General features: G+C 35.8%; 11 protein-coding genes and 1 other RNA gene. 9 read left to right on the top strand and 3 right to left on the bottom strand.

The genetic code is table 11. The features are described 5' to 3' along the window. The first annotated feature begins 224 nt into the window (after positions 1–224). The 4 genes from LDX58_RS18150 (at position 225) to LDX58_RS18140 (ending at position 1541) form a co-directional block, all read left to right on the top strand. Complete coding sequence (locus LDX58_RS18150; RefSeq protein WP_227938226.1) at positions 225–452, top strand: hypothetical protein; 228 nt, start codon at positions 225–227, stop codon at positions 450–452. Between the two features lie 310 nt (positions 453–762). Further along, positions 763–876, top strand: a complete 114-nt coding sequence (locus tag LDX58_RS26480; protein WP_308017565.1) for a PhzF family phenazine biosynthesis protein — start codon at positions 763–765, stop codon at positions 874–876. After that, on the top strand, positions 824–1120 hold the full coding sequence (locus LDX58_RS18145; protein ID WP_308017566.1) for a PhzF family phenazine biosynthesis protein: 297 nt from the start codon (positions 824–826) through the stop codon (positions 1118–1120). Before LDX58_RS26480 ends, LDX58_RS18145 begins: the two co-directional genes overlap by 53 nt. Before the next feature lie 154 nt (positions 1121–1274). After that, the gene (locus LDX58_RS18140) at positions 1275–1541 is read left to right on the top strand and encodes a PhzF family phenazine biosynthesis protein (RefSeq protein ID WP_265416750.1); all 267 of its coding nucleotides are present in this window, start codon (positions 1275–1277) and stop codon (positions 1539–1541) included. On the opposite strand, the gene LDX58_RS18135 is transcribed toward LDX58_RS18140, so the two are convergent. Further along, on the bottom strand, positions 1538–2044 hold the full coding sequence (locus tag LDX58_RS18135; protein ID WP_227938224.1) for a ribonuclease H-like YkuK family protein: 507 nt from the start codon (positions 2042–2044) through the stop codon (positions 1538–1540). The genes LDX58_RS18140 and LDX58_RS18135 overlap by 4 nt on opposite strands. A gap of 544 nt (positions 2045–2588) precedes the next feature. On the opposite strand from LDX58_RS18135, the gene gnd reads away from it, so the two are divergent. Together gnd and LDX58_RS18125 are read left to right on the top strand one after the other, a co-directional pair. Beyond that, positions 2589–3998 (top strand): NADP-dependent phosphogluconate dehydrogenase, encoded by a 1410-nt coding sequence (gene gnd / locus LDX58_RS18130; protein ID WP_227938223.1) that lies wholly within the window; start codon positions 2589–2591, stop codon positions 3996–3998. A gap of 94 nt (positions 3999–4092) precedes the next feature. Beyond that, a complete protein-coding gene (locus tag LDX58_RS18125; protein ID WP_227938222.1) occupies positions 4093–5790 on the top strand; it encodes a M3 family oligoendopeptidase in 1698 nt (565 codons plus the stop codon). A 286-nt stretch (positions 5791–6076) separates the two neighbouring features. On the opposite strand, the gene LDX58_RS18120 is transcribed toward LDX58_RS18125, so the two are convergent. Next, entirely contained in the window at positions 6077–6280 is a 204-nt protein-coding gene (locus LDX58_RS18120) for an alpha/beta-type small acid-soluble spore protein (protein ID WP_227938221.1), read from the bottom strand. Positions 6281–6481: 201 nt separating this feature from the next. Here LDX58_RS18120 and LDX58_RS18115 point away from each other — a divergent pair, with 201 nt between their 5' ends. From LDX58_RS18115 to LDX58_RS18105, 3 genes are all read left to right on the top strand, one after another. Further along, complete coding sequence (locus tag LDX58_RS18115) at positions 6482–8557, top strand: peptidoglycan D,D-transpeptidase FtsI family protein (protein ID WP_227938220.1); 2076 nt, start codon at positions 6482–6484, stop codon at positions 8555–8557. Between the two features lie 133 nt (positions 8558–8690). Next, an RNA gene (rnpB, locus tag LDX58_RS18110) (RNase P RNA component class B) lies at positions 8691–9080 on the top strand. 311 nt (positions 9081–9391) lie between these two features. Beyond that, complete coding sequence (locus LDX58_RS18105) at positions 9392–11539, top strand: ATP-dependent Clp protease ATP-binding subunit (RefSeq protein ID WP_227938268.1); 2148 nt, start codon at positions 9392–9394, stop codon at positions 11537–11539. A gap of 352 nt (positions 11540–11891) precedes the next feature. Here LDX58_RS18105 and LDX58_RS18100 read toward each other — a convergent pair whose 3' ends face one another. After that, positions 11892–12356, bottom strand: coding sequence for a hypothetical protein (locus LDX58_RS18100; RefSeq protein WP_227938219.1), 465 nt, complete (start codon positions 12354–12356; stop codon positions 11892–11894). Positions 12357–12462 lie beyond the last annotated feature (106 nt).

Raw genomic sequence — 12462 nt, 5'->3', positions numbered from 1 at the left:
TATCATGTAAACTGAAATTGGTAAACGGAAAATTCTGAAATTTGAGAATTTACATAAGTGCTATGTTTTACTCAATTTATATAATTATTTCATTATTGTTTTAACCTAAGTAATTCTGTTTTTAATATTAATTAAGTTTTTCTGGATTTTATTAAAAAACTGACATCTTTACACATTTTTCTCATATATAAGTGATAGGGACAAACTTTTGGAGGGGAATACGCGTGTCAGATTTTGTGAAAATAATCGTATTTACTTTATTTTTAAGTGTTTTGTGGGTAATACCTCGATTTGACCTTATGATTCAATGGATTTCATCCCATATATGGTACTCTAGTACAATTGCAATTAGTTTAGTAGGCCTTTTGCTTGTGTTTAATTGGGTAAAGCGAAAGAGAGCGCAACGACATATTTTAAAAGAACAACGATTAAATCTAGAAAAATCTGAATGATCATTTTATGAGAAAGGGTGTAATAAATTGGATAAATTAACAGTAAATGAGCTTGCAACTTATTTCGAACGTAATCTAAGTAGAACACTTACCGAAAAGGAACTTAGTTTAATCAAATGGATGATTGAATCAAATTCAAAATAAAGTGTTTGTATGGTCACTTGTTATATTATAAAAACCATGGAATAACTACTAGGTGAGAGAGTGAGTTGAAAATGAATATTTATCACGTTGATGCCTTTACATAGCTGCTTTTGGAGGAAATCCATCTGGTGTTGTTCCTGAATTCGATCCACTTTCAATTGAAACGATGCAAAAAATAGCCGAAGAATTAAATCAATCCGAAACGGCTTTCCTAACTGCTTGTAATCATAATCAAGCAGACTTTCGAATTCGTTTTTTTTACACCGAGCAACGAAATTGATTTTTGCGGTCATACTACTTTAGGTTCTACTTGGATCTTAGTATCTGAATATGGTTGGGGAGAAAAGGAGACCATTCGTTTAGAGACAATTATTGGGATTATCTCATTAGAAATAGCTGATGAAAACCTGATGATGACACAAGTAAAACCTAAAGTGAAAGATATAGAATTAAATCTTGATACAGTGTCTACTTTAATGGGTCTCTCAGTAGAAGATATAGACCGTAGTATCCAATCAAGTTAGGTTATACTGGCAATTGGCATTTATTGATTCCTGTAAAAATAAGAGTAGCTCTAGACACGGCAGTTCCGAATTTGAAACGTTTAGAATCACATAATGAAAATAATAATATTTGTACGATCATTTATTTACGTTTGATAGTCAAGAGAAGGATTGCTTGCTATATACTCGTGATTTTGCTCCGGCAGTTGGCATTGCAGAAGATCCTGTTACGGGATCAGCAAATGGTGCATTAGCTGGTTATTTAATGTTAGAAGGATTCCTTGATGACAAAAGTGTACATGAATTTACTATTGCTCAAGGCCATAGGATAGGAAGACCAGGTTATGTTAAGGTTCAAACATCATGTAGGAAGAGTACAATGATCGCAAAAGTAGGCGGTCGTGCAGTTACAACTATATCTGGCCGTTTGCAAGTAATTTAAGTAGGGGTGTATTTACCTGCTTTTTTTGTATATCGATTTGCATAACTTGATGCAACAAACGCATCAGGTTTAATTTTAGGCTCAACTCCAATCACTTCCAAACGAGCAACCATTTCATTAACAAATTCACGTGTTTTATTTCTTTGGCCAGAGCCAATATCAATATGACCTTCAAAAGAGAACGTAGCACCTTGATACAAATAAGGTAAAACGATGTCAATCATCCGGTTTTTCTTTTCTTCTGTAAACATAGATACAACTTCTTCTGTTAAAGTTGTTTCAAGTGAAATTCGTTCATGTAAATGCAGCATTTTCCTTTGGACCACTACTTTCCGAATACAGGCCCAAGCTCCTTTACCCGTATGTTGTATGACAATTCCAGTAATAAAAACAGTGGTTTTTGAATGTACTTGTGAGTCGGTTCCGACCATAAGTCGATAATTTCCACTTGGTTTAATCTTCATAAATTTAATAATACGGTTAAACACTTGGTCAAAAGTCATTTTTTTCTCTTGTAAGTTTTGAAAATTGTACTGTATCATTCGAGGCCGTTTCAAATAATCACCTACCAATTTGTTTTTCTTGTTTGATTCATCATATGCAAGCAAGCTATTTTTATTAACAGGTTAATGGATAGATATGTAAATTGGACGAGTGGTAGATAGGCTTTTATTAAGAAATTTTTTACTTTTTTATATGTTTATAGGAAAGCAAGTTTACAGTACCTTGATTTAAGTCAGGGTCATTTTCAAGTTTTAAAAATTAGTCCTCCCGTTTTGAGATTCGTTTTCGCATCTGATGATTAAGCTGAAATGTTAAAAAGTATGTTTATTTTGCAAGTTATTTCGAGTACTTAAAAGTAGCATAAGCTAACAAACGTTCTGTTTGATTGCATTCGATTATAAAAAAATTTGCTACTCGAAGTTGGTAGTAATATAATCAAGAAGTCAAAAACTCTTCCCGAAGATGAAATGTTATGAGAAAATGATTATGTATTGGGTAAAGTCAGAGCACACTATAGAAAGATTGAATTAGGAGTGGTAGATAATGGAAAAACAACAAATTGGAGTTATTGGTCTTGCGGTAATGGGTCGTAATCTTGCTTTGAATATTGAAAGTAGAGGTTATGGTGTTTCCGTATTTAACCGTTCGGCTGAAAAGACAGAAGACATGTTAAAAGAAGCAGAGGGTAAAAATGTTTTAGGTACATATAATATTGAAGAATTTGTTGCCTCTCTTGAAACGCCAAGAAAGATTTTATTGATGGTCAAGGCAGGTCAAGCAACAGATGCAACAATTGAACAACTTTTACCTCATTTAGAAAAAGGCGATATCTTAATCGATGGAGGTAATACATTCTTTGAGGATACGCGTCGAAGAAATCAAGATCTTGCTGAGTCGGGAGTACACTTTATCGGTACTGGTGTATCAGGTGGAGAAGAAGGTGCTCTTAAAGGTCCTTCCATTATGCCTGGAGGTCAAAAAGAGGCATATGATCTTGTTGAACCGATTTTTAAGGCGATTGCAGCAAAGGTTGGAGACGATGCTTGTTGCACGTATATTGGGCCAAATGGAGCCGGTCATTATGTAAAAATGGTTCATAATGGTATTGAATATGGAGATATGCAATTGATCTGTGAAGCTTATCACTTAATGAAAGATGTTCTTGGTTTAAGTGCTGCTGAGCTTCATGAAATTTTTAAAGAATGGAACCAAGGTGAACTTGATAGCTACTTAATTGATATTACTACTGATATCTTTACAAAAGTAGATGAAGAAACAGGTAAGCCCATGGTTGATGTTATTTTAGATACAGCAGGCCAAAAAGGTACGGGTAAATGGACAAGCCAAAGTGCACTGGATTTAGGCGTGCCGTTATCGATCATTACCGAATCTGTTTTCTCGCGCTTTTTATCTGCAATGAAAGAAGAGAGAGTTAAGGCTAGTAGCATCCTTCGTGGTCCAAACGCTGTTTTTGAAGGCGAAAAGAAAGAGTTTGTTGAAAAAATTCGTAAGGCTTTGTATTTAAGTAAAATTGTTTCATATGCTCAAGGATTCGCTCAAATGAAAGTGGCATCTGAAGAATACGATTGGAACCTAAACTTAGGTGATATCTCGATGATCTTTAGAGGTGGTTGTATTATTCGTGCTCGCTTCCTTCAAAACATTAAAGAAGCCTATGATCGTGATGCTAACTTAACTAATTTATTACTTGATCCATATTTCCAAGAAATTGTGGAGAGCTATCAAGAGGCAGCTCGTGACGTTGTTGCTACTGCCATCAAAATTGGGATTCCAGTACCAGGTCTTTCAAGCGCATTAGCTTATTATGATAGCTATCGTACAGCTACACTTCCAGCTAATCTATTGCAAGCGCAACGTGACTATTTCGGAGCACACACGTATCAACGTGTTGACAAAGAAGGAACGTTCCATACAAACTGGATGGAAAAATAATAGTCGTAAAAAAAGATGAATTCGGTCGAATCGAATTCATCTTTTTAATGCTACGGTTTTGATAGGATGAATTCACAAAAAGGGAGATTCCTCAATGTCCAAATATTATATAGAAACGTATGATTTTCAAAATCCAAAAGAAGTGGAGAATGCATTTGAAAAGTTGCTTAAGCAACCACTCGAAACAGTAGAACAGGTTGAAAGTTGGCTTAAGGAACAATCTAAGCTTAAAAGAGCACTCGATGAGGCAATGTCTGGGCACTACATAGATTTTCAATGTCAAAGTGACTCAAAGGAAGCAAAAGCAGTATTTGAACATGATCAAAATGTGATTGATCCGATGTATAAAAAATACATTTCACTTTTAAATGATAAATTTTTGGCATCGAACCATGTAGAACAGTTAGATTCAGTTTTTTATCAGCCATTAATTAAGAGCAAAAAAAATGCGAAAGAATTATTTAGGTTAGAAAATATTGATCTTGAAATCAAGGAAGATGGTCTTGCTACAGAGTACTTTGAACACACTGGGGCATTAACGGTCCAGATGGATGATGAAGAATTAACGATTAGTCAGTTAGCACCTTACTTGCAAGATGCTAATAGAAACACAAGGGAAAAAGCTGCAACATTAGCAGCTGAAGCGTTTACTTCAGTTGAGCCTAAGCTTCAAAAAATTATGGACGATTTAATCGTCATACGGGACCAAAAAGCTGCAAATGCAGGTCTTGCTAATTATCGAGATTATATGTTTAAGGAGTATGAGCGTTTTGACTATACGCCAGAGGATTGTAAAGTACTAGCAGATTCAATTCAGAAGTATGTAAAACCACTTAAAGAAAAGCTTCAAAGAGAGCATCAAACTGAACTTGAGATTGATACATATAAACCATGGGATTTACATGCCGTACCAGCTGGCCAAACTCCTTTGCAACCGTTTAAAGATACTATAGATCTAATTGAGAATACAGCAGCTGTTTTTGAAAACCTAGATAGTCGCTTCTCAGAACTTTTAAAGACGATGGACAAAAGAGGCATGCTTGATTTAAAAAGTAGAAAAGGCAAGGCACCTGGTGGTTTTTGCTCATCTCTTCCTTTATCTGGCTTATCTTTTATTTTTATGAACGCATCAACAACACATGATGATATGATAACTCTTTTTCATGAAATGGGACATTGTATTCATAATGACCTTATGCAAAAACAGCCTGTAAGTGACTATCAAGAAGCACCAATGGAATCAGCGGAACTCGCAAGTATGTCGATGGAATTATTAACGATGGATCAGTGGGTTTTATTTTACAAGGATGAGTATGAGTTGAAACGAGCTATGAAAATGCAATTGAAGGATATTATTAACTTTCTACCTCAAGGGATGATTATTGACCAGTTTCAGCATTGGCTTTATGAAAATCCTACACATACGGCAGCTGAAAGAAATCAGAAGTATATGGAGCTTATGAATGAGCTAGATTCTAATGTCGTGGATTGGAGCAGGCATGAAAAATGGCAACAAATTGCTTGGTTAAGAGTCCTTCATATATTTGAGGTGCCGTTTTATTATATTGAATATGTCATTGCGCAACTTGGCGCGGTTCAAATGTATAAACAATATCGTGAAAACCCAAAAGGAGCACTTGAAAATTATAAAAAAGCTCTTTCCCTAGGTTCTTCCAAATCATTGCCTGAAGTGTATCAAATGGCAGGCATCCGCTTTGACTTCTCGGAGGATATGATTAAAGAATTAATGAACTTTTTAGAAGAGGAACTAAATGCTATTGAAGCATTATAAGGTAAATTTCTATTTGCCATTCTCATCAATTAAGAAGATTTGTTTTGCATGGTACCCATTTATATTCATGTTGATTGAAGCTATTCTCCCGGGATCCAGACTGTCTAGTAGTATCTGAAGATCGAGGATATTTTATTCACCAAGATGATTTAATAACTTAATTAAGGCTTGGGGGAATAATAAAACCCTCAAGCCTTTTTACGTGAAATTTTAGAAGATTATTTTTTTTAGATCTTAAATAATGTGGTTTACTTATCAAAGCAATCTCATTATTCTATTACAGTGATTAAAACTGAGTTCCACCCATTTGTTGCTCAGCCATTTGAACAAGACGCTTTGTAATTTCGCCACCAACAGAGCCGTTAGCACGGGAAGTTGTGTCTGCGCCTAATTGAACACCAAATTCTGAAGCAATTTCATACTTCATTTGATCTAATGCTTGCTGCACACCTGGAACTAATAATTGATTTGAATTATTGTTATTTGCCATGATACATACACCTCTTTCTTGGTTTTGAAGTTAGTATGTTTTTCAACTTTTAATATTATGTAATTAATTGATGAAAACGATTACAGTAATTTTTGGAAGGATCGATTTGTATTTTTAATTAAAATTAACGGTATTTGATAATATCTCGTTTTTTGGTTAGCCTCTTTAATACAAAGATATGATTATAAATAGGGGGATATCATGAGTAGCAAAAATAAACGAACTCATTTAACCTTTCGAGTTAATGTCCTGTTTTTTGTGATATTCCTTTTGTTCTCGGGTTTGATCTTACGGTTAGGTATCGTTCAAATCGTACAAGGAGAAGATTATATTAATGAACTTGAATCAACATCTAATTCAACTTCAAAAATCAGCGCACCAAGAGGTATTATGTATGATAGGTATGGAAATGTTGTCGTTGATAATGTATTAGAATTGTCTCTTACATATACAAACCCTTCTAGCACAGTAAACACGAAGGAAATTCTAGGTATTGCTCAAGCATTAGAGCCTATGTTAGAAATCGACACAAGGCGAATAACAGATAGAGATAGAAGAGAATATCTTCTATTGCAGATGGATGAAGAATCTCGCTATAAATTAGTAAGTAAAAAGGAACGTAGGGAAATTGAATCGTTTTCAGAAGAATACCGACTAGAAATTTCAAGAATTCCTGATGACAGGGTAACCGCATTAACTGACAAAGATCATAAAGTTATAGCTATTTTTCGTAAAATGCAACGTGGGCACGCGAACATCCCTCAGTCTATTAAAAAGAACATAACAGAGGAAGAATCACATGTCATCAGTGAAAATTTAGATCGTCTGCCTGGTATAGACATCTTACGAGATTCGACTAGAACCTATTTGTACGGAGATTCTTTTCGTAGTTTTTTTGGATCTATAAATGCTATTCCAAAGGAGAAAGTTGACTATTATGAATCACGAGGTTATCAGCGCTCAGATTTAGTGGGAGTTAGTTTTCTTGAAGCCCGGTATGAAGATGTATTGCGCGGAGAGAAAGCTGTTATCGAAAGTATCACAAGAAAATCAGCTAATCAAACAATTCATCTTGAAACCAATAGCAAGCTAGGTAAAAGAGGAAATGATCTTGTATTAACACTTGACATGGAGTTGCAACAACATCTAGAAAATATATTAAAAAATGAAATGGAAAAAGCTGGAAACTATGCGTTCCTGCAAGATCGTTCAGCTTACGCGGTTTTAATGGATCCCAGAACAGGTGATATTTTGGCGATGGCAGGTTTCTTAGACCGGGCAGATTATGAAAGCACGAATTATGATGACCATATTGGAAATGTTACAAAAGCTTTCGTAATGGGATCAACTGTAAAGGCAGCTTCCGTTTTAACAGGTTTTCAATCTGGAATTATTAAGCCTGGAGATCAATTTCATGATCAACCTATCCGATTGCCGGCAACACCAGTGAAAAAATCTTGGACAAATCAGTTAGGTGTTGTTAACGACTTACGTGCACTAGAACAATCGTCTAACGTTTACATGTTCCAAATTGGGATGAGATTAGCTAAGTGTTATTACGAAGGAGCCAACAAGCATTGTGGATGGGATAGTGAATCGATTAGAGAAGCCTATAGTGTGGTTCGCAACAGCTTTAGTCAATTCGGTTTGGGTTCTGAAACAGGTATTGATTTACCCTATTATGAAACAGGACTTAAAGGAGAAAGTGAAGTTGGCGGGAATCTAATGGATTTAATGATTGGTCAGTATGATACGTACACACCCTTACAACTAGCTCAGTATATTTCTACGATCGCTAATGATGGGTATCGTATGCAACCTAGACTTGTCCGAGAAATTAGAGAACCTGCTATAAAAGAAAATGAACCTAGTATCGTTGTACAGAGTTTTGAACCTGAAATCTTAAATCGTATTGATATGAGCGATGCTCATATCAAACGGGTAAAAAAGGGACTTAGAAGAGTAATGACTAGAGGGACGGCCTCAAAGAAGTTTGCGGATGCTACTTATCGACCAGCTGGGAAAACGGGGACAGCCCAGGTCGGGATTGCCGTAGGAAGCGATAACAATCGACAGTTTTTAGAGGGGAATACACAAACGTTAGTTGGCTATGCTCCTTATGATGCTCCTGAGATTGCCTTTGCAGTTGTTGTTCCTTTTGCGAAATTGGATGATGGGGGCGGAAGAAAAGGAATGGCACAAGATATTTCCGATCAAGCTCTTAAAACCTATTTTAAATTGAAAAATGGACGGAAGGGACCGGTTTTGATGAAATAGCTTAGTTAACTAGAGGGGTACTTTTGATATTGCTTTACTTTAAACATTGGCATCTTAGAAAACTGATATCCAAATATTTCTAGTTGCGCAGAATTACAATTCATTATATACTATTGCTACAGCAACTGAGATAACGTTTAGGTAATCGCTGCATCATTAGGTGTAGAGGAAAGTCCATGCTCGCACGATCTGAAATGATCGTAGTGTTCGTGCCTAGCGAAACAATAAGCTAGGGCAATCTGGTGTTACTGGATTGCCGGCGGGGAAAAACGCCTAAGGCCACAGGCTATGGTTGAGTACCCCTGAAAAGTGCCACAGTGACGAAGCTCTTTTAGAAATGAAAGAGGTGGAACGCGGTAAACCCCACGAGCGAGAAACCCAAACTTGGTAGGGGAACTATCTTGAAGGAATAACAACGGAGAGATAGACAGATTGGTATTGCCAACTGTAGATAGATGATTACCACCGGAGTACGAGGGTAAAACCGTTTGCAGTACAAAGGAACAAAACATGGCTTATCGAACGTTATCGATACAGATTGCGCTGCATTGTACGTGATAAATATAAGTTAACCACCACTTTTAGAAGTGGTGGTTAACTTATATTAAGCGGCAATGGCGGCTCTAATTAGAAATAAGTAGATCAGGTCCTGATGGAACTGGTCTTTTTGCGTAGTTATTATAATGGATTTAACATTTCAGTGCTTTTCACTTGAAAAGTCAAATAAGGTCAAATATAATAATCTTAATCACTAATACAGCCTACGGGCTTTAATTTTTATAAAATTGATCAAAGATAGTCAAAGTCAAAGTAAGGATTGAAAGGATGAAAAATATGTTATGTGAAAAATGTCAAAAAAATCAAGCAGATGTTTCAATAAACCTGATTATTAATCAATCAAAAAAGAAAATTTCATTGTGTTCAGATTGTTATGGTCAAATAAACCATCAGATTGGAATGAACTCGTTTAACTTTGATGATCTGTTCAAAGGATTTATCCAAGCACAAGGAAATCAATTTGCGAATGGGTTTACACAACAACAAGTAAAAGAAACTCCTTTAAAACAAGGAGGAAGTGGATTTCTAAATCAACATGGGCGTAATTTATCTGAAGAAGCGAGACAAGGACGTATTGATGGTGTCATTGGTCGCGAGAAAGAAATTGCACGCGCTATTGAAGTATTAAATCGACGTTCTAAAAACAATCCCGTCTTAATTGGTGAAGCAGGGGTGGGTAAAACGGCAATCGCAGAAGGATTTGCTCTTAAAATTGTCAAAGGAGAAGTCCCATCAAAGCTCCTTAATAAAGAAGTATATGTATTAGACATTACCTCTTTAGTTTCTGGTACAAGTTATAGAGGCCAATTTGAAGAAAATATGCAAAAACTTGTAAGTGAACTACAACAACGTGATAATGTGATTCTATTTATTGATGAGTTACACATGATGGTCGGTGCTGGTAGTACATCTGAAGGCTCAATGGATGCAGGAAATATATTAAAACCAGCATTGGCAAGAGGAGATTTCCAGATTATTGGCGCAACTACATTAAAAGAATATCGAATGATTGAGAAAGATCCAGCCTTAGAACGTCGATTCCAACCAGTTGTCGTAAAGGAACCAACCGTAGATGAAGCATTTGAAATTCTAAAAGGAATTCGACCTATTTATGAAAACTATCACAATGTGACGTATTCGGATCAAGTGTTAAAGGCTTGTGTGACGTTATCTGATCGTTACATTCAAGATCGTTTCCTACCGGATAAGGCAATTGATTTACTAGATGAAGCTGGTTCTAAATTAAACTTAACACAAGAAGAAACAGATAAAGTGAAATTACAAAAACGTCTTGATGATATTACTCGTGAAAAAGAGGGTGCAACAAAACAAGAAGACTATGAAAAAGCAGCAAAGCTTCGCGATGAAGAGCTAGCGTTAAAAAGCAAAATTGAAAACGGAATATTGGTACCTGCGACTGAAATTACGATTCGGCATATACAAGACATTATCGAAACTAGTACAGGAATTCCAGTTAAACAACTTCAGAAGTCAGAGCAATTGAAAATGAAAGATTTACAAAAGAATCTAAGTAAGAAAGTAATTGGACAAAACAAAGCAATTGAAAAAGTCGCAAAAGCGATCCTACGCGCACGTGTAGGATTAAAACCGAAGTCTCGTCCAACAGCTTCATTCTTATTTGTGGGCCCAACAGGAACGGGTAAAACGGAGTTAACAAAAACTTTAGCAGCTGAATTGTTCGGGACGAAGGATTCCATGATACGTCTTGATATGAGTGAGTATATGGAAAGGCATTCTATTTCTAAATTAATTGGATCTCCTCCAGGATACGTAGGCCATGACGAAGCCGGTCAATTAACGGAACAAGTTCGACGTAATCCATATTCGATCATTCTCTTAGATGAAATAGAAAAAGCACATCCTGACGTAATGAATATGTTCTTACAAATAATGGAGGACGGTCGCCTGACGGATAGCCAAGGAAGAACGGTTAGTTTCAATGAAACGGTCATTATCATGACGTCTAATGCAGGTGTGACCGATAAGAAGGTAGCTGGAATTGGATTTAGTGACTCAGATGGTCATCAGGTACTCGCTACCGAAAGCATTCTAGAGAGTTTGCGAGCATACTTCAAACCTGAGTTTTTAAACCGTATTGACTCGATTATTGAATTTGAGCACTTAGAGAAACATGATTTGATTAAAATTGTTGAAATTATGTTAGAGGAACTACGAGGAGCACTTCTAGAACAAGATTTTCTCCTTGAAGTGACAGATGAAGCCAAGGAAAAAGTAGCCGAACTTGGTTATCACAAAGCTTTTGGTGCTCGTCCATTACGTCGTGCAATTCAAGAGCATATAGAAGATCAAATTACTTCGATTATTATTGATACTGAAGAAAAGCTTCTTTCATTTAAAGTCGATGTTGTTGATGGAAAGATTACTGTATTATCATCTAAGTAAGATAGTCAAAATAGTTGAGACAGTCATCTCAACTGTTTTTTTAAAAGGAGAGAATTTCAACCATAAGGAATGTGGGGGCACACATCAAATAGTTAGAGATGCTAATTATCACGGAGGAATGGCCTATTACCGAATGATTGGCAGCCAGCTTCTGTTGTGGTAAATTCCCATAATCCTGGATTGAGGCTGATTTTGATGCTTATTATCAGTTTTCTAAGATTACTACCCTCAATTTATGTATTATCAAACGTAGAAAAACCGAAAAAAGTTAGTCTCCCCTTAAAATATATAAAAGCGATGCTCATAGTTGATAGCATCGCTTTTATTGCAAAACATTATTTTTTAATAATCTTTAAATCCGTGAAAATCCTTCTTCATCTAAATACTGCGTGGCTTCTCCATAAGAATTAAAGGTTCCGTCTAGAATGTTGTCATCAGCATAAACGTTCCAGATTTCCTCTTCTTTTAGTAAGGTGAGTGTTACAGTATTCTCATTAATCCATACTTCTTCTTTTGGTTCATTTGTTACTTCCGTTTGCTTTGGAATGAGAGAGAGAATAGATTTTCTGATCGTAGAACGAATGGCTTTTTCCGTAAAATCACGGATGTTGACCATCCCCTTATCATTTGTTTGGTAGCCTGTCATTTTCCCAGCATAGACAAAACCATTTCCATTTGGATGTAAATGATAAACAACGTTTTTTTGATCATAGTGACTCATGTTGTAATGGAAATTAACTCTTCCTAGTGAGACATCTTTTCTTTCTAGTTCAGGGAAAGATTCAATAATTGCTAATTTTTCTTCAAATGTTAACATGTTGCCTCCAGTAAATGATCTAATATATTTAGTTTGCTCATTATATCATATTTACTGTTATTCCTATAATTATTCATTCATGTCTTTCAATATCTATATTTATTAC

It is taken from the genome of Alkalihalobacillus deserti (assembly GCF_020734105.1).
GTDB lineage: Bacteria > Bacillota > Bacilli > Bacillales > Bacillaceae_D > Halalkalibacter > Halalkalibacter deserti.
Note: the sequence above shows the minus strand (reverse complement) of the source record. Positions and strands in the feature narration are given on the sequence as shown.

Coding starts and splice junctions, on each gene's coding strand:
- LDX58_RS26480 (WP_308017565.1), top strand. CDS start 763: ATGCAAAAAATAGCCGAAGAATTAAATCAATCCGAAACGGCTTTCCTA.
- LDX58_RS18135 (WP_227938224.1), bottom strand. CDS start 2,044: ATGACTTTTGACCAAGTGTTTAACCGTATTATTAAATTTATGAAGATT.
- gnd (WP_227938223.1), top strand. CDS start 2,589: ATGGAAAAACAACAAATTGGAGTTATTGGTCTTGCGGTAATGGGTCGT.
- LDX58_RS18125 (WP_227938222.1), top strand. CDS start 4,093: ATGTCCAAATATTATATAGAAACGTATGATTTTCAAAATCCAAAAGAA.
- LDX58_RS18120 (WP_227938221.1), bottom strand. CDS start 6,280: ATGGCAAATAACAATAATTCAAATCAATTATTAGTTCCAGGTGTGCAG.
- LDX58_RS18115 (WP_227938220.1), top strand. CDS start 6,482: ATGAGTAGCAAAAATAAACGAACTCATTTAACCTTTCGAGTTAATGTC.
- LDX58_RS18105 (WP_227938268.1), top strand. CDS start 9,392: ATGTTATGTGAAAAATGTCAAAAAAATCAAGCAGATGTTTCAATAAAC.
- LDX58_RS18100 (WP_227938219.1), bottom strand. CDS start 12,356: ATGTTAACATTTGAAGAAAAATTAGCAATTATTGAATCTTTCCCTGAA.